The organism is Rhodococcus quanlei (assembly GCF_055231015.1).
On the sequence record NZ_JBUYWD010000001.1, the window covers coordinates 84,808 to 101,681 of the forward strand.

Consider the following 16,874-nt stretch of genomic DNA (forward strand, 5'->3'; position numbering starts at 1 on the left):
ACTATTTGGGGTATGTGATGTCAGTGCCGAAGGCGTATCCTCATATGCGGACGATCTCGTAATCGAGGAACTTGGATCTCGTAATCGAGGAACTTGGGTTTCTTCCGGAACTTGGAGTAAAGATGCGCGTCTTGGGTGCATTCGTGGGTTCGGTCGGGTGCACGATCATGATGGTTCTGGCACTGACTCTTCACGCTCCCATTGCGGCCGCCCAGCCCTCGTGCATGACCATGCCGTACTTCACCCCATTCGGGTACGCCAACTTCGATTTCCCCCCGCGGATAGTTGGGTTACTCAACGAAAACGACATTGCCGTCGAGGGAATCGCGCCGTTTCACGCCAAATCCGGGAAGACAGGCCTCGAACTACCGATCGGATCGCAGAACAACCATATCGACGCGTGCCTGGGTGTGTACTACCCCGGCGGACCGAAATTCACCAGCAAGTCGGGGACTTCCGTTTCAGTCGTGGACATTTGGCTGCGAATGGACGGCGCCTACGGCACGGTTGATATCAACGGGGTTTCCCAAGGTGAGCGGATGGTGTCGAGTTACGACGTGAACCAGATGTTGCCGACGCTCATGACGCCGCACGGTGGTGGTATCGGTCCCACATACTGGCCGTTCTACTTCACCCCGTATTTCGCGCAGGTCTTCAACGAACTCGTTGGAGCCGACGTAGTGGTGCCCGGCGAGCAATTCGCCAACCTCGATGCAGTCGGGAAGTTCACGCCCTGATATCATTCGACGCTCTTGCTGCTCGATGAGGTCGAGTCGGCTAGCTGGGTATCGAGTATGCCTCGCTGTCCAGGAACACCATCCCTTAGGCTCGGGCCATGCAGCGGATCATCGGAGTCGAGGTCGAATACGGCATCTCCTCACCCAGCGACCCATCGGCCAATCCCATCCTGACGTCCACGCAAGCCGTCCTGGCCTACGCGGCCGCTGCAGGTGTTCCGAGGGCCAAGCGCACACGCTGGGATTATGAGGTGGAGTCGCCTCTGCGGGACGCGCGCGGATTCGATCTGGGACGGTCCAGTGGTCCCGCTCCGGTGATCGATGCCGACGAGATCGGTGCAGCCAACATGATTCTCACCAACGGTGCACGGCTGTACGTCGATCATGCACATCCCGAATACTCCGCGCCCGAGGTGACCGACCCTCTGGACGCCGTGATCTGGGACAAGGCAGGCGAGCGGGTGATGGAGGCCGCAGCACGCCACGCCTCGAGCGTTCCCGGTGCACCCCGCTTGCAGTTGTACAAGAACAACGTCGACGGCAAAGGCGCCTCGTACGGCACACACGAGAATTATCTGATGTCGCGCGACACCCCGTTCTCTGCCGCGATCAATGGTTTGACCCCGTTCTTCGCGTCCCGGCAGGTGATTTGCGGGTCCGGCCGGGTGGGTATCGGGCAGTCGGGTGACGATGCCGGATTCCAGTTGTCTCAGCGCGCCGACTACATCGAGGTGGAGGTAGGTCTCGAGACCACTCTCAAGCGGGGGATCATCAACACTCGCGACGAACCGCATGCGGATGCGGACAAGTACCGCAGACTGCACGTGATCATCGGTGACGCGAACCTGGCCGAGATGTCGACCTACCTGAAGGTCGGCACCACCGCGCTCGTTCTGGACTTGATCGAGGCCGGCGTCGATCTGACGGACCTCCAGCTGGCGCGCCCGGTCACGGCCGTCCATCACATCAGCCACGATCCGACCCTGCGCGCCACCGTTGCGTTGGCGGACGGACGCGAACTGACGGGGTTGGCGTTGCAGCGGATCTATCACGAGCGAGTAGCGAGCTACCTTGCGTCGGAGACCGATTACGACGCAAGGGCTCAGGATATTCTCGAAAAGTGGGCGCACGTTCTGGACCTCTTGGAGCGCGACCCGATGGAATGCGCACATCTACTGGACTGGCCAGCGAAACTGCGACTGCTCGAGGGGTTCCGGACCCGAGAGGGATTGGCATGGTCGGCGCCGCGGCTGCACATGATCGACCTCCAATATTCCGATGTACGACTGGACAAGGGTCTGTACAACCGGCTCGTCGCCCGGGGCTCGATGGAGCGACTTGTCACCGAACAACAGGTGATCGACGCCGTGTCGGCGCCTCCTGTGGATACGCGGGCATACTTCCGGGGTGAGTGCCTGCGTCGATTCGGTGCGGATATTGCCGCGGCAAGCTGGGATTCCGTGATATTCGATCTCGGCGGCGATTCCTTGGTTCGGATCCCCACTCTCGAGCCTTTGCGTGGCAGCAAAACGCATGTCGGCGAGCTTTTGGAATCAGTCGAATCCGCTGCTGAACTGGTTGATCAGCTCACGAACTGACGACAGCCTGGAAACACGCCGCGCCGTCGCGGCACGCACGGGCGGCGGCGTCGGTAGGGTGAAGGTCCGAGCGGGATCACCGATGTCAGACTGCTTGGCAGAACAGGACGCTCGGAAGAGAGCGTCCTTCACACGAGGAGGCCGGCTATGGCGCAGGAGCACACCACGCGTGCGGGCGGCGGCGAAGACGACGACACCCCCGGCAGCGACGGGGCTGCAGGTCAGGAGCGCCGCGAGAAGATGGCCGAGGACACCGACGATCTCCTCGACGAGATCGACGACGTGCTCGAGGAGAACGCCGAAGATTTCGTTCGCGCGTATGTCCAGAAGGGCGGCGAGTGACGGCCGATCGACCGGCACTTCGTGCGGCCGACGCAGGTCTGGGTGACGGGTTCGGTTCGAATCTGTCGTCGTTCAGCGATTACCTGCGTAGTCACGCACCCGAGTTGCTGCCGGAAAATCGGGTAGGTATTCGTTCGTCCTCGTCCCGAGGTGGTGACGGCATGGAAGGGAGCGATCTGGCGCCACACGGCACCACGATCGTCGCGCTCACGTACAAGGGGGGCGTTCTGATCGCCGGGGACAGGCGTGCCACTCAGGGGAACCTGATCGCGAGTCGTGATGTGGACAAGGTGTACGTCACGGACGAGTACTCGGCGGCGGGCATCGCCGGGACCGCCGGAATCGCGGTCGAACTCGTTCGGCTGTTCGCGGTCGAACTCGAACATTACGAGAAGATCGAGGGCGTCCCGCTGACATTCGACGGTAAGGCGAACCGGTTGGCGTCGATGGTGCGTGGCAACCTCGGTGCCGCCATGCAGGGCCTGGCCGTCGTACCGCTTCTCGTCGGCTTCGACGTCGACTCCGACGACCCGGACCGCGCCGGCCGGATCATCTCCTACGACGTGGTGGGTGGCCGGTACGAGGAGCGCGCCGGATATCATGCGGTCGGTTCGGGATCCTTGTTCGCCAAGTCGGCGCTCAAGAAGCTGTATTCGGCTGGAAGCGACGAAGATTCCGCGCTCCGTGTCGCCATCGAGGCGCTGTACGACGCCGCGGACGACGATTCCGCTACCGGCGGCCCCGACGTGACCCGCGGTATTTATCCAACGGCGGTGACCATCACCGATGCGGGCGCCGTGGAGGTTCCTCAGACGCGCACATCCGAGTTGGCGCGTGCTGTCGTCGGTGACCGAACGGTGGAAGGAGGCGCAGCGCAATGACGATGCCGTATTACGCATCTGCCGAGCAGATCATGCGGGACCGCTCGGAACTGGCACGCAAAGGTATCGCGCGGGGGCGCAGCGTCGTGGTCCTGACGTACGACGGTGGTGTGCTGTTCGTTGCCGAGAACCCGTCCACGGCTCTGCACAAGGTCAGCGAACTCTACGACCGGTTGGGATTCGCGGCGGTCGGCAAGTACAACGAGTTCGAGAATCTTCGTCGTGCCGGCATCGTGCATGCGGACATGCGCGGCTATTCGTACGATCGGCGCGACGTGACTGGACGGTCGCTGGCGAATGCCTATGCGCAGACGCTGGGCACCATCTTCACGGAACAGCCCAAGCCGTACGAGGTGGAGATCTGTGTGGCGGAGATCGGGCGGTTCTCCTCGCCGGCGCCGGCACAGTTGTATCGCATCACCTACGACGGTTCGATTGTCGACGAGCAGGGTTACGTCGTGATGGGTGGCACCACGGAGCCGATCACGGCGGCGATGAAGGAGTCCTTCCGCCTCGATCTGGACCTGGAATCGGCGGTGGCGGTGGCTGTGAAGGCTTTGCAGCATGGCGGCCCCGAAGGGGAGGGCCGGACGTTGGGGGTCGATGCGCTCGAGGTGGCTGTGCTCGAGCAAGCCCGACCGCGACGCGCCTTCCGGAGAATTGCGGGTGCCCGTCTCGAGGCGCTGTTGCCCGGCACGGAGACCGGTAAGTCTTCGGGTAAGGGTTCTCCCGGCAGCACCGCGTGACAGTTACTGTCAGCGGTACACGACGACTGCTTGCGGTTCCGAGGCGAACTCGAAGTTCCGTGAGTCCCCGACGACTTCGCCGTCACAGGCGAGTGCGACCGGCGTTCCGCGAACTTCGACGGTCAATGAGGACACCCGCACGCGCTGATAGACGCGGGATCGTCCGAGAGTGCCTGTCGCTGCTGCCAGGACGAGGCGCAATCGTGACCCAGGTCCGGTTGCACGCACACACCGGACGTCGAGGAGACCGCCGGTGATGTCCGGTCTCGACATGGGAACTTGATCTCCGGGTGAGTAGTGACCGTTCCCGACGAACAACATCCACGCAGAGACGTGTTGACCGTCGATGGACAGGCGGATGGGTTCTGCCCTGCCGAGGACGCGAATCATCGCGGCGGCGGCGGACGGCCATTTGCCGAACCTCGGCTCCCATTTCTCGCGCAGTCGCACTGCGTCGGGGTAGCCGCCGAGGCTCGCCGCGTTGAGGAACCGAATGGTGCGTGACCCCATGGACACCGTGCCGCAGTCGACGAGGGTGGCGGACCCGGATTCGACTGCTGCCGCGGTATCTCCGATGTCGGGTGTGCCGATATCGGTGGCGAAATGGTTGAGAGTTCCGCCCGCGAATGCGGCCAGCGGAAGCGAGTGCCGGACAGCGGCGTCGGCGACGACCCGGACGGTTCCGTCTCCACCGTGGCCCCCGAGTGCCGTCGGGCGGTATCGACAGACGGCCTGGTCGATCTGGCGGGAGAAGTTTTCTGTGGAGTCGAGTTCGCATAGGCGTGCGCATGGAAGGGCTGATTCCAGTTCCTCGGTGGGATCGGAGTCGGTGTCGCCGGACGTGCGATTGACGATCACCAACAGCCCATCACCGCGGGGGAGCACCGGTGCATCTGCCGGGTGGCCTTCGGCGGCCTGATCCACCGGCCGTAATGCCCACCAACGCCGGGTGCTCAACGCAACCGCGCCGCCCACCATGGTTCCCGCAACGACATCGGTCGGCCAGTGGACGCCGTTGTGTACTCGCGAATAGGCCACCGCTGCGGCAAGCGGAGCCAGCGCGATCCCTGCAACCGGTGACTCCAATCCGACGCCGCTGACGAATGCTGCGGCCGACGCCGCATGTCCGGAGGGAAACGACGAGGATCGAGGGGTCGGCACACCGCGCAGGGGCGTGCTCCACACTCGTGGTGGCGGCCTGCGCCTAGGAATTGTCGGTTTGAGTACGCCATTGGCCACGGCGCTGGCACACAGAAGTGAGAACAGTCCACGTACAGCGCCGCGTCGCGGGCGGCCACCGACGAGCGTGAGTATCCCCGCGACCGCCCACCACAGCGATCCGTGGTCGGCCGAGCGACTGAGTGCTTGCAGGACGCGGTCGGCACGAGAGGGTCGCAGTGCGGCCCCCCGGTCCATCAGTTCGACATCGGCGAGATGCAACTTGCGAAGCGGCCGGTCCATAGACATCAGCGTAGGCAATCGGCGTCGACGCCGTTGCCGTCGTTAATCGCTCGTCTCGGTGCGGAGCCGTTGTACTGTCGAGGTGTGCAGAGACGAATCATGGGCATCGAGACAGAGTTTGGTGTGACCTGCACCTTTCACGGGCACAGGCGGCTGAGCCCGGACGAGGTTGCGCGGTACCTTTTCCGGCGGGTGGTGTCGTGGGGTCGTAGTTCCAACGTGTTCCTTCGCAACGGTGCACGCCTGTACCTCGATGTCGGGTCGCACCCGGAGTATGCGACCGCCGAGTGTGATGATCTCGTGCAGTTGGTCAACCACGACCGGGCCGGAGAGCGGGTGCTCGAGGAACTGCTGATCGATGCCGAGCAGCGATTGACCGAAGAGGGCATCGGCGGCGACATCTATCTGTTCAAGAACAACACCGATTCCGCCGGAAACTCTTACGGGTGCCACGAGAACTTCCTCGTCGCACGAGCCGGGGAGTTCTCCCGCATCTCCGACGTTCTCCTTCCGTTCCTGGTCACCCGTCAGCTGATCTGCGGCGCTGGAAAGGTTCTCCAGACCCCGAAGGCGGCAACGTTCTGCTTGTCACAGCGCGCCGAGCACATCTGGGAAGGTGTGTCGTCGGCTACGACCCGGTCGCGTCCGATCATCAATACCCGTGACGAGCCCCACGCGGACGCCGAGAAGTACCGACGCCTCCACGTCATCGTCGGTGACTCCAACATGTCCGAGACCACCACGATGCTGAAGGTGGGCACCGCGGCACTCGTGCTGGAGATGATCGAGGCGGGCGTGTCTTTCCGGGACTTCGCTCTCGACAATCCGATTCGAGCCATTCGCGAGGTCAGTCACGACGTGACAGGGCGCCGCCAGGTGCGTCTGGCCGGAGGCCGACAGGCCAGTGCACTCGATATCCAGCGTGAGTATCATGCGCGCGCGGTCGAGCACTTGCAGAACCGTGAACCCGACACGCAAATCGAACAGGTGGTCGATCTCTGGGGGCGCATGCTCGACGCGGTCGAGTCTCAGGATTTCGCGAAAGTGGATACCGAAGTGGACTGGGTGATCAAGCGGAAGCTCTTCCAGCGGTACCAGGACAAGCACGGCTTCGATCTCGCCGACCCGAAGATCGCCCAGCTCGATCTTGCGTACCACGACATCAAACGTGGGCGTGGTGTCTTCGACGTCCTGCAACGGAAGGGGCTCGCCAAACGAGTCACCGAGGACGAGTCGATCGAGGAAGCAGTCGACAATCCACCGCAGACCACTCGTGCGAAACTGCGCGGCGAGTTCATCTCGGCAGCGCAGAAGGCAGGTCGAGATTTCACTGTGGACTGGGTGCACCTCAAGCTCAACGATCAGGCCCAGCGCACTGTGCTGTGCAAAGACCCGTTCCGTTCGGTTGACGAGCGAGTGGAGCGGCTGATCGCCTCGATGTGAGGCGAGCTCACCCACTAAGCTGCCGGACGTGGCGACTTCCAAGATCGAGCGGTTGATGAATCTGGTCATCTGCCTGCTGTCCACCCGACAGTTCCTCACTGCCGAGAAGATTCGCGAGAGCGTCGCCGGGTACGACGACTCGGCGAGCTACGAAGCGTTCAGTCGAATGTTCGAGCGTGACAAGAACGAGTTGCGTGACCTGGGCGTACCGCTCGAGACGGGGCAGGCCTCGCGGTACGGCTCGGTGGAGGGGTACCGGATCAACCGGGATGCGTACGAACTGCCCGAGATCGAATTGACCAGTGAGGAATCGGCAGCTGTGGCCGTCGCGGTTCGCTTGTGGGAATCGCCCGAGCTGATCGCGGTGGCTCAGGGTGCGTTGCTCAAGCTGCGCGCCGCGGGTGTGCAGGTGGACCCGGAGTCGCCGCGAGCTCCGGTCACGGCGGTGCCGGCACGCACCCGCGGATCGGAGCCGGCACTGGGGAGGCTGCTTGCCGCGATCGACGCCGGCCGTGCTGTTCGGTTCTCCCACCGCAGTGCACTGAACGAGCCGTTCGTCCAGAGGTCGGTCGAGCCGTGGGGTGTGGTGACCACTCATGGCCGGTGGTATCTGGTGGGGCACGATGTCGATCGCAATGCTGTTCGCACCTTTCGCCTGTCGCGCATCGACGATGACGTCACCGAATGCGGTCCGGCCGGCGTGGTGCACAAACCGGATGGCGTGGACCTTCGCGACATCGTGGACCGAGTCACCGCTTCCGGTGCTGTCACCGGCACTGCCACGGTGTGGGTGGCGAGTGAACGCGCCTACGAGTTGCGTCGGCTCGGTACGGAAGTGGGGGAGCGCGAACTTGCCGGTCGCGCGGGGACCGTGGTGTCGGTGCCGGTGCGTTCGCGCGATTGGATTGCGCGTGTCGTGGCCGGTCACGGGGTCGACGCGTTGGTTCTCGAGCCTGCGGAGCTGCGGCAGGAGGTCCTTGCCAAATTGACGGCGTCCGCCGACGAGGGCGCCGACTCGACAGAAGGGTTGTTCCGATGACGGAGTCAACGAGCAGTCCCGTGTCTTCGAAGAGGAGCCCGAAATCCGCGAGTAGCAAGCCGAGGACGGCGGGGAGCAAACTGTCGACACGGCTTGGACGTCTGCTCAATCTGGTGCCCTATTTTCTGGCGAACCCGGGCATCAGCGCGGCGGAGGCGTCGGCCGAATTGGGTGTCACGACTGCCCAGTTGATGACCGATCTCGACCAGCTGTGGATGTGCGGCCTTCCGGGATACGGTCCGGGCGATCTGATCGACCTGGCGTTTTCCGAGGAGAGTATCGAGGTCACGTTTTCGGCCGGTATCGATCGTCCGTTGCGACTGACGCGGACGGAGGCCACCGCATTGCTCATCGCCTTGCGTTCGCTGGTCGAGATGCCAGGGACGGTCGACCCCTCGGCGGCGCTGCGGGCCATCGCCCGCATCGAGAATGCTGCCGGGACCGCGGCAGCCCACCCGGACCACCAGGACACGGGGGCCGGCATCGCAGCCGAGCGGGTGTCGGAAAGCCCTACCGCGGCTACGGTGCGCTCGGCATTGCGTGAGGGAACCGCGTTGCACTTGACCTACTACTCCGCATCGCGTGATCAGGTCAGCGAACGAACGGTGGATCCCGTCCGGCTGGTCCTCGTCGACGGGCACAGCTATGTGCAGGCTTGGTGTCGCCAGGCCGAAGGCGTGAGGTTGTTTCGGCTCGACCGAATCGACGCGGTCACGGCGCTGGACGAACCGTCCGCACCACCGCAGCAGGCGCTCGACGACGACGCGAATCTCGAACTGTTCAGCGGCGACTCATCGCTGCCACAGGCGCACTTGCGGATCGCGGCCGACAGCGCATGGGTGATCGACTACTACCCGATGGACGTCGTCGAGATCGCGGACGACGGCACCGTCGAGGCCACCATGAACTATGCGACGCTGGATTGGATGGCTCGACTCGTGCTGGGGTTCGGATCCGGTATCACAGCGCTGGCACCAGCAGAACTGGTCGACGAGGTTCGCTCCCGTGCGGCAGACGCGTTGGCGGTGTACGACGCGATCGGCACCTGAGAGGGCTGCCTACCTGCGATCACACTCGACATGGAGAAAAACGGCAGGTTAACGGTAGTCGACGGGTCTCTTCGGTCAGCGCGGTGCCCACTCTGTCCGGTACCATTGCGCCAACTGATCTATTGGAGGTTTCACATGGGAGCCATGAGCCCCTGGCACTGGGTTGTCGTAGCAGTGGTGTTTTTGATCCTGTTCGGATCGAAGAAGTTGCCTGACGCTGCCCGCGGACTCGGCCGTTCGCTGCGCATCTTCAAGAGCGAAGTCAAGGAAATGCAGAACGACGACTCCTCGCGGTCGGACAACACCGCCGCATCAGGTGTCGCCCAGTCTGCCGAACTCCCGTCGGGCCAGACCCCTGCCGCTTCGCCTACTGCCGAGCAGCACACCGAACCCAAGTCCGCGTAGTTCCACAGGCAGCGTACCGGGGTGAGCATGTTTCACCCCGGGTCAGTGCTGACCGAACCACCTTTCTCCTGTAGACCGAGGAACCAGGGCCCACGTGCGCATTCCGTTCGATCCTCGTCGTAGCAAGCGGCGGACCAATCCTGACGGCACCATGTCGTTGGTCGATCATCTGTACGAACTGAGAACACGACTGTTGTGGGCGATCCTGGCGATCCTGGTCACCACGGTGGTGGGGTTCTTCTGGTACGCCCATTCGATCCTCGGTATCGAAAGCCTGGGCGAACTGCTGCGCGGACCCTACTGTTCGCTGCCGGACAGTAGTCGCGCCGATCTCAGCTCGGACGGCACGTGCCGCCTGTTGGCGACGGGCCCGTTCGAACAGTTCATGCTCCGATTCAAGGTTGCCATCACCGCCGGCATCGTCCTGGCGTGTCCCGTGTGGCTCTACCAGTTGTGGGCATTCATCACCCCTGGTTTGTACGTCAAGGAACGCCGCTACGCGGTCGGATTCGTCGTCTCGGCGGCGTTGCTTTTCGTTTCGGGCGCAGTGCTGGCCTACCTCGTGGTCGCCAAGGCGTTGCACTTTCTCCTCACCATCGGCGACAACGTGCAGATCACGGCACTCGGCGGTAACGAGTACTTCGGTTTCATCATCAATCTGCTCATCATTTTCGGGGTCAGCTTCGAAATTCCACTGCTCATAGTGGCGTTGAACGTCGTCGGCATCCTGCCCTACGAGAAGCTGAAGGCGTGGCGACGTGGTCTGATCTTCGGTCTCTTCGTGTTCGCGGCGATAGCCACACCCGGCCAGGATCCGTTCTCCATGTTGGCCCTGGCGCTTGCTCTCACCGTTCTGTTCGAGTTCGCGGTACAGGTGGCGCGTCTGAACGACCGCAGGAAGGCCCGCAAGGGTGGTGACTGGGACGCGGTCGGAGACGACGAAGCGTCCACGATCGGCGGTCCGAGCAGCCTGGACGACGAGTTCGACGACGCACCGCGCACCTCGCACGCCGGGCGCGGGCAGGACTTCTCCGACACGTTGTGACAACCTGGCGGGGTGGCTGTGACACCTGAGGAACCGAAGCTCGGAACGCAGCTCGATCCGTTCGCGACGCAGTTGGGGTTCGAGTTGGATCCGTTCCAGATCGAGGCCTGCCGTGCGCTCGAATCCGGGCACGGCGTCCTGGTGTGTGCGCCGACCGGTGCCGGCAAGACCGTGGTCGGCGAGTTCGCCGTCCACCTCGCATTGGGTGCGGGCCGTAAGTGCTTCTACACGACCCCGATCAAGGCGCTGAGCAACCAGAAATATGCCGAGCTCGTGGAGCGCTATGGCACCGACGAGGTCGGGTTGCTGACCGGTGATTCGAGCATCAACGCGGATGCTCCCGTGGTCGTGATGACCACGGAGGTACTGCGGAACATGCTGTATGCGGACTCTCCGGCGCTGCGCGGGCTCTCGCATGTGGTCATGGATGAGGTGCACTTCTTGGCAGACAGGTTCCGCGGCGCGGTGTGGGAGGAAGTCATCCTCCATCTGCCGGAGGACGTGCGCCTGGTCAGTCTCTCAGCGACGGTCAGCAATGCCGAGGAGTTCGGCGCATGGAGGGAGACCGTGCGCGGCGACACCACGGTAGTCGTCGACGAAACGAGACCGATTCCGTTGTGGCAACACATCCTGGTCGGGCGCCGACTCTTCGACCTGTTCGACGTACGTGCATTGCGTTCGGATTCGACCGAACGCACAGATCCGACCAAGAAGGAACTGGTCGTCGATCAGGATCTGGTCCGCTATGTGAAACAGCGCCAGATGCAGGATCGCGAAGACCGCTGGCAACCACGCGATCGTGGTCGTGGTCAGCGTGGGGGACCTCGTGGCGGATTCGGTGGACGCAGCACCTTCCGCCCCCTGCCTCGGCCTGAGGTCATCGCTCGCCTCGACGACGAGGGGCTGCTGCCGGCCATCACGTTCATCTTCAGCAGGGCAGGCTGCGATGCTGCTCTCGGCCAGTGCCTGCGTTCACGACTGGATCTGACGACGGACGAGCAGGTCGCCGAGATCCGCGAGATCATCGACAAGCACACGTCGGACCTCCCTCGTGGCGACCTCGAAGTTCTGGGCTACTGGGAGTGGCGGAAAGCTCTCGAACGTGGCCTGGCCGCCCACCACGCAGGAATGCTGCCCGTGTTCCGTCAGACGGTGGAGGAGCTGTTCGTCAAGGGTCTCGTGCGGGCGGTGTTCGCCACCGAAACGTTGGCGCTGGGCATCAACATGCCCGCCCGCACCGTCGTGCTCGAACGGCTCGTCAAGTACAACGGTGAAACACACGCCGAGTTGACGCCGGGCGAGTACACGCAGTTGACCGGGCGGGCAGGCCGCCGGGGCATCGACGTCGAGGGTCATGCGGTGGTGCTATGGCAGCCGGGTGTGGAACCTGTCGACGTCGCCGGGCTGGCATCCACCCGCACCTTTCCGCTGCGCAGTTCGTTCCGGCCTGCATACAACATGACCATAAACCTCGTCGATCGCATGGGCGTCGCCGAGTCCAGGTCGTTGCTGGAACGTTCGTTCGCCCAGTTCCAGGCCGACCGATCGGTGGTGGGCATGATCCGGGGGATCGAAAAGAACGAGGTGGCGTTGCGTCAGCTTCGTGAACGGCTCGGCGGTGAGGACAGTGAGTACCTGGAATACGTGGCGCTCAAGGGTGAGCTGAGTCGGCGTGAGAAGTCACTCGAGCAACAAGGCCGAGCCGAACGCCGGAAGGCGTCCGCCGAGGCACTCGCCACGTTGCGGCGCGGAAACATCGTGGGCTTGACGGTGGGACGGCATTCGGGGCTGGCTGTGGTGTTGGAACCGGACCACGATCGCGACGACCCGCGGCCTGTGGTGCTCACCGCCGACAAATGGTCGGGTCGCGTCTCGGCAGCGGATTTCCCGGAACCGACCAGGGTGCTCGGTGCCATGCGCCTGCCGAAACGGTTCGATCACCACACGGCACGCGGTCGCCGTGATCTGGCGTCCGCGCTACGGAGTACCGGCATTGTCGTGCCCGGTCGGAAAAAGCGGAAGAAGTCCGGCTCATCGGATGCCGAGGTCACACGTCTGCGGAAGGCGATTCGGCAGCACCCTTGCCACAATTGGCCCGACCGTGAGCAATTGACCAGACTGGGGGAGCGGCACAACAGGCTGGCACGCGAGACGGACACGATGCGGCAGAAGGTGGCCGCGACCACGAACTCGCTGGCGAGGACTTTCGACCGCATCCTCGCACTACTCACGGAACGTGAGTACGTCACTACTGGCGAGCACCCGGAGGCCACCGAGGACGGTGCCCGGCTCAGTCGGATCTATTGCGAAAGTGATCTGCTGGTCGCCGAATGTCTTCGCCAAGGCGTATGGAAGGGCCTCGGTGCGCCGGAGCTGGCCGCAGTTGTGTCGTCCGTCGTATACGAGTCACGACGAGAAGGCGACACCACCGAATACGCACCGACGGGACCGTTGCGGCATGGCCTGGCCGAGACGGTTCGGGTGTGGCGGGAGCTGCGCTCGGACGAGATTCGGCTCAAACTTCCGCCCACTCGTGAGCCGGACTTGGGCTTCGTTTCGGCGATCTACCAGTGGGCGAGCGAGAACTCCCTCATGGAGGCGCTGATCGCCGCCGGAGACCACGGGCGGGCGCTGTCTGCCGGGGATTTCGTGAGATGGTGCCGGCAGGTGATCGATCTGCTCGAGCAGGTGCGCTCGACGTCTCCCGACCCCGACGTCGCGAAGGCTGCAGGCCGAGCTGTGGCCAGCATCCGTAGGGGTGTGGTCGGTGTGGACGCAGGGTGATTTGTCACCTGTGGTTGGATTCCGCACGTGGTGTGATCCGGATGCTGTCCGACGCTCGAATCGGGCGCGGACGCTACGGTGGTTACGACTAGGCAATGCGAGCGGGAGGCGAAGATGAGCGGCCCTTATGGACCGAACGACCCGAATGGTCAGTGGGCACCGGGAGGCAACCCCGATCCGAATGGGGGAACCGGTGCACCGCAGTTCGGTCAGCCCGCCCAGCCGCCCACACAGGGACAACCACCCGCACAAGGACAGCCGCAGTTCGGCCAGCCTCCGCAATGGGCAGGGCAGCCCCCGCAATGGGCAGGCCAACCGCAGCAACCCCAACCTCAGCAACAGCAGCCGCAGTGGGCTCAGCAGCCGGGGCAGAACCCGGATCAGCAGTGGGGTGATCCGCACTGGGGTCAGCAACCCGGGCAACCACAGTGGGGTCAGCAGCCTGGGCAGGCGCCCGCGAAGAAGTCGAAAGCACCGTTGTTCATCGGCCTCGGCGTGTTCGTGCTGCTCTTGGCAGTCGCCGGAGCAGTGGTGGCCGGTTTGACGCTCCGAACCCACACGCTCGATCAGGAAGCCGCACAGGCTGGCGTCGCGAAGATCGTGACCGAGTCCTACGGCGCCGAACAGGTCGAGGGCGTGTCCTGCCCCGCCGGGCAAGAGCTGCAAGAGGGCGCGAGTTTCGAATGTGAACTGACCGTCGAAGGCACCATGAAGCAGGTCACGGTGACTTTCACCGACGACGAGGGAACCTACGAGGTCAGTCGACCCAGCTAGGCGTGCGCGGCCGCGGCCGCTGCCAGTGCCTTCGTCAGACGCTCGACGGAATTGTGAATCCCGAGCTCGTCGGCCAACGTGTCGAGTCGGTCGGTGTCGGCCGGCTCGGCAGGCAACCGGTCTGGTCGCGACATCGAGACGTCTGCGTCGGTGACGACCCGAACCACCGGCAGTGCCGCATCGAGATAATCGGCGGCAGCGTTCAACTTGGCCCGTATGCCGTTCGCCATATCCGATCCGGGATCGGCGACAGCAGCTCTGAGTGCCTCCAGCGACCCGAATCTTTGCAGCAAGGTGGACGCAGTTTTTTCACCGACGCCGCGCACGCCTGGGAGTCCGTCGGAGGAGTCTCCGCGTAGCGTGGCCAATTCCGCGTAGGCCGGTCCGGCTCGGTGTGCGGGCACTCCGTACTTTGCGGCAACTTCCTCGGGGCCGAACAACTCGGCCTTGGCGAGTCCGCGCACCACGTACAGCACCCGAACCGGAACCGGGTCGTCGGAGACCACCTGCAGGAGATCGCGGTCGCCGCTCACCACGACCACCACGTCGCTTTTCTCCTGCGCCGCAAGAGTGCCCAGCACGTCGTCGGCCTCCAAGCCTTCGGCGCCGGCCGTGGCGATCCCGAAGGCGTCGAGTACGTCCATGATCATGTCGACCTGCGGCGTGAGCGTGTCGGGGACTTCCTCGTACGTGCCGTCGGACTCCTCGGCCACTCGATGCGCCTTGTAGGTGGGTACCGCGTCTACCCGGAACTGGGGCCGCCAGTCCAGGTCGAGGCAAACCGCCAATCGGGACGGCTGATGCTTCGCGACGAGGGCGGCGACCATGTCGGTGAAACCGCGCACGGCGTTGACCGGTCGCCCGTCCGGCGCCGTGATCGAATCGGGAAGCGCGAAGTACGCACGAAACCAGAGGCTGGCGCCGTCGAGGACAAGCAACGGTCCACTCCGCAAGATTCCACTCATGGCTCTCCATCCTGCCAAACGGCGCTAACGTGTGGGCCATGAGCACTCATGCCGGAGCCAGCACTCGATTCTCCTCAGCGGTCTACGCCGATCGCCTCGTCCGGTCCGCGGCAGCGGCCCGGGAAGCGGGCTTGGACGCCCTCCTGATCACGCCCGGCCCCGACCTGCAGTACTTGTTGGGATCGAACGCTGCATCCTTCGAGCGGCTCACCTGTTTGGTGATTCCGTCGAACGGCGACCCCGCTTCGGTGGTGGTGCCTCGGCTCGAACTTGCGGCGCTGAACGATTCGGCCGTGGGCGAGTTGGGTCTGACGACCGTGGACTGGGTCGACGGCGTGGATCCCTACGCGATCGTCGCCGACGGGTTGCCACACCCGGCGCTTGTGGCCGTGGCGGACGCGATGCCCGCATTGCACCTGGTACCACTCGCGACCAGCCTCGGCGCGTTGCCGGTGCTGGCGACCGACGTGCTCCGCGAGTTGCGCATGATCAAGGACAACGAGGAAATAGAAGCCTTGCGCCGGGCAGGCCAGGCAATCGACCGCGTTCACGCCCGCATGGGCGAGATTCTCGTCGTCGGACGTACCGAGCGGCAGGTCGAGGCAGACATCACGGCAGCGATTCTCGAAGAAGGACACACCGAGGCCGCGTTCGTGATCGTCGGTTCCGGGCCGCACGGCGCCGACCCACATCACGAGGTGTCGGACCGGGTGATCGAAAAGGGCGACGTGGTCGTCATCGACATCGGGGGACCGGTGGAACCGGGATACAACTCCGACTGCACCCGCACCTACAGCATGGGTGAGCCTCATCCGGATGTTGCAGCGAAGTACGCAGTGCTCGAAGAAGCCCAGAAAGCAGCCGTCGATCTGATCCGGCCGGGGGTGACAGCGGAAGCGATCGACGCCGCTGCGCGCGACGTGCTGGCCGCGCAAGGACTCGCCGAGCATTTCGTCCACCGCACCGGACACGGCATCGGTTTGTCGGTGCACGAGGAGCCCTACATCGTTGAAGGAAACACCGACGAGGTCGCAGAGGGAATGGCCTTCAGCGTCGAGCCGGGAATTTACTTCCGCGGCGAGTGGGGTGCACGTATCGAGGACATTGTCGTCGTCACCGCGGATGGGTGCGAACCGGTGAACGTCCGGCCTCACGGGCTGACCGTTCTCGGCTGATGCCAGTCGTCAGGAACGCAGCGTCGCCGAGCCGAGGATCCGGGTGACCGCGATTTCCACCACGACCCGGTTGGGATTCTCTCTCGGCTGCCGATACCGGGCGGCGTACCTGTTCTCGGCGTCAGCGACCGATTCCGGGTCGGTGAGCACTCGACTGGGACCCTCGAGGGTGAGCCAACGGGCACCTTCCACCTGGCTGACGGCGCCGTAGCCACCTCGCTCCGCGTTGATCGCTTTCTGCGATCCGGCATTGGTGATCACCCGCGCCAGCCCGTGTTCCTGGTCCCAGGTGAACCCGACCGCGACGACGTGCGGTGTGCCGTTCTTGCGCATGGTGGTCAGCGTCCCGAGGTGGTACTCGGAGAGGAAGACGAGCGCGGCATCGTTCAAACGGAGCGGTTTGTCGGGGGTGCGGTCCATACGGAAACGG

The 16,874-nt window shown here is 64.1% G+C and carries 16 protein-coding genes; 13 read left to right on the forward strand and 3 right to left on the reverse strand.

What is annotated here, in order from left to right:
• Window positions 1-122: 122 nt before the first annotated feature.
• The 5 genes from ACZI8Q_RS00425 (at window position 123) to prcA (ending at window position 4,304) form a co-directional block, all read left to right on the forward strand.
• On the forward strand, window positions 123-737 hold the full coding sequence (locus ACZI8Q_RS00425; protein WP_463371523.1) for a hypothetical protein: 615 nt from the start codon (window positions 123-125) through the stop codon (window positions 735-737).
• Between the two features lie 98 nt (window positions 738-835).
• Complete coding sequence (gene dop / locus ACZI8Q_RS00430) at window positions 836-2,335, forward strand: depupylase/deamidase Dop (protein ID WP_463371524.1); 1,500 nt, start codon at window positions 836-838, stop codon at window positions 2,333-2,335.
• A gap of 147 nt (window positions 2,336-2,482) precedes the next feature.
• Window positions 2,483-2,677 carry a ubiquitin-like protein Pup gene (locus ACZI8Q_RS00435; protein ID WP_463371525.1) on the forward strand — a complete coding sequence of 65 codons (195 nt, stop codon included), beginning with the start codon at window positions 2,483-2,485 and terminating at the stop codon, window positions 2,675-2,677.
• On the forward strand, window positions 2,674-3,558 hold the full coding sequence (prcB, locus tag ACZI8Q_RS00440) for a proteasome subunit beta (protein WP_463371526.1): 885 nt from the start codon (window positions 2,674-2,676) through the stop codon (window positions 3,556-3,558). Before ACZI8Q_RS00435 ends, prcB begins: the two co-directional genes overlap by 4 nt.
• Window positions 3,555-4,304, forward strand: coding sequence for a proteasome subunit alpha (gene prcA / locus ACZI8Q_RS00445; protein WP_463371527.1), 750 nt, complete (start codon window positions 3,555-3,557; stop codon window positions 4,302-4,304). The genes prcB and prcA overlap by 4 nt, the downstream gene beginning before the upstream one ends.
• A 9-nt stretch (window positions 4,305-4,313) precedes the next feature.
• Here the strand turns inward: prcA and ACZI8Q_RS00450 are convergent, their stop codons facing one another.
• Window positions 4,314-5,765 (reverse strand): phosphatase PAP2 family protein, encoded by a 1,452-nt coding sequence (locus ACZI8Q_RS00450; RefSeq protein WP_463371528.1) that lies wholly within the window; start codon window positions 5,763-5,765, stop codon window positions 4,314-4,316.
• Between the two features lie 84 nt (window positions 5,766-5,849).
• On the opposite strand from ACZI8Q_RS00450, the gene pafA reads away from it, so the two are divergent.
• The 7 genes from pafA to ACZI8Q_RS00485 all read left to right on the forward strand — a co-directional run bounded on the left by pafA (window position 5,850) and on the right by ACZI8Q_RS00485 (window position 14,304).
• Window positions 5,850-7,208, forward strand: a complete 1,359-nt coding sequence (pafA, locus tag ACZI8Q_RS00455) for a Pup--protein ligase (RefSeq protein ID WP_463371529.1) — start codon at window positions 5,850-5,852, stop codon at window positions 7,206-7,208.
• Between the two features lie 28 nt (window positions 7,209-7,236).
• Complete coding sequence (locus ACZI8Q_RS00460) at window positions 7,237-8,247, forward strand: helix-turn-helix transcriptional regulator (RefSeq protein WP_463371530.1); 1,011 nt, start codon at window positions 7,237-7,239, stop codon at window positions 8,245-8,247.
• 20 nt (window positions 8,248-8,267) lie between these two features.
• Window positions 8,268-9,296 (forward strand): helix-turn-helix transcriptional regulator, encoded by a 1,029-nt coding sequence (locus ACZI8Q_RS00465; RefSeq protein ID WP_463371531.1) that lies wholly within the window; start codon window positions 8,268-8,270, stop codon window positions 9,294-9,296.
• 135 nt (window positions 9,297-9,431) lie between these two features.
• Window positions 9,432-9,701 carry a Sec-independent protein translocase subunit TatA gene (gene tatA / locus ACZI8Q_RS00470; RefSeq protein ID WP_463371532.1) on the forward strand — a complete coding sequence of 90 codons (270 nt, stop codon included), beginning with the start codon at window positions 9,432-9,434 and terminating at the stop codon, window positions 9,699-9,701.
• A 94-nt stretch (window positions 9,702-9,795) separates the two neighbouring features.
• Window positions 9,796-10,746 (forward strand): twin-arginine translocase subunit TatC, encoded by a 951-nt coding sequence (gene tatC / locus ACZI8Q_RS00475; RefSeq protein ID WP_463371533.1) that lies wholly within the window; start codon window positions 9,796-9,798, stop codon window positions 10,744-10,746.
• An 18-nt stretch (window positions 10,747-10,764) separates the two neighbouring features.
• The gene (locus ACZI8Q_RS00480) at window positions 10,765-13,530 is read left to right on the forward strand and encodes a DEAD/DEAH box helicase (protein WP_463371595.1); all 2,766 of its coding nucleotides are present in this window, start codon (window positions 10,765-10,767) and stop codon (window positions 13,528-13,530) included.
• Window positions 13,531-13,644: 114 nt separating this feature from the next.
• Complete coding sequence (locus ACZI8Q_RS00485; RefSeq protein WP_463371534.1) at window positions 13,645-14,304, forward strand: DUF4333 domain-containing protein; 660 nt, start codon at window positions 13,645-13,647, stop codon at window positions 14,302-14,304.
• Here the strand turns inward: ACZI8Q_RS00485 and ACZI8Q_RS00490 are convergent.
• The gene (locus ACZI8Q_RS00490) at window positions 14,301-15,269 is read right to left on the reverse strand and encodes a 5'-3' exonuclease (RefSeq protein WP_463371535.1); all 969 of its coding nucleotides are present in this window, start codon (window positions 15,267-15,269) and stop codon (window positions 14,301-14,303) included. The two genes, ACZI8Q_RS00485 and ACZI8Q_RS00490, sit on opposite strands and share 4 nt — an antisense overlap.
• A gap of 38 nt (window positions 15,270-15,307) precedes the next feature.
• Between ACZI8Q_RS00490 and ACZI8Q_RS00495 the strand changes: the two genes are divergently transcribed.
• Window positions 15,308-16,444 carry a M24 family metallopeptidase gene (locus tag ACZI8Q_RS00495; RefSeq protein ID WP_463371536.1) on the forward strand — a complete coding sequence of 379 codons (1,137 nt, stop codon included), beginning with the start codon at window positions 15,308-15,310 and terminating at the stop codon, window positions 16,442-16,444.
• A gap of 9 nt (window positions 16,445-16,453) precedes the next feature.
• On the opposite strand, the gene ACZI8Q_RS00500 is transcribed toward ACZI8Q_RS00495, so the two are convergent.
• Entirely contained in the window at window positions 16,454-16,864 is a 411-nt protein-coding gene (locus ACZI8Q_RS00500; RefSeq protein ID WP_463371537.1) for a TIGR03618 family F420-dependent PPOX class oxidoreductase, read from the reverse strand.
• Window positions 16,865-16,874: the final 10 nt, after the last annotated feature.

Coding starts and splice junctions, on each gene's coding strand:
- ACZI8Q_RS00425 (WP_463371523.1), top strand. CDS start 123: ATGCGCGTCTTGGGTGCATTCGTGGGTTCGGTCGGGTGCACGATCATG.
- dop (WP_463371524.1), top strand. CDS start 836: ATGCAGCGGATCATCGGAGTCGAGGTCGAATACGGCATCTCCTCACCC.
- ACZI8Q_RS00435 (WP_463371525.1), top strand. CDS start 2,483: ATGGCGCAGGAGCACACCACGCGTGCGGGCGGCGGCGAAGACGACGAC.
- prcA (WP_463371527.1), top strand. CDS start 3,555: ATGACGATGCCGTATTACGCATCTGCCGAGCAGATCATGCGGGACCGC.
- ACZI8Q_RS00450 (WP_463371528.1), bottom strand. CDS start 5,765: ATGGACCGGCCGCTTCGCAAGTTGCATCTCGCCGATGTCGAACTGATG.
- tatA (WP_463371532.1), top strand. CDS start 9,432: ATGGGAGCCATGAGCCCCTGGCACTGGGTTGTCGTAGCAGTGGTGTTT.
- ACZI8Q_RS00485 (WP_463371534.1), top strand. CDS start 13,645: ATGAGCGGCCCTTATGGACCGAACGACCCGAATGGTCAGTGGGCACCG.
- ACZI8Q_RS00490 (WP_463371535.1), bottom strand. CDS start 15,269: ATGAGTGGAATCTTGCGGAGTGGACCGTTGCTTGTCCTCGACGGCGCC.
- ACZI8Q_RS00495 (WP_463371536.1), top strand. CDS start 15,308: ATGAGCACTCATGCCGGAGCCAGCACTCGATTCTCCTCAGCGGTCTAC.
- ACZI8Q_RS00500 (WP_463371537.1), bottom strand. CDS start 16,864: ATGGACCGCACCCCCGACAAACCGCTCCGTTTGAACGATGCCGCGCTC.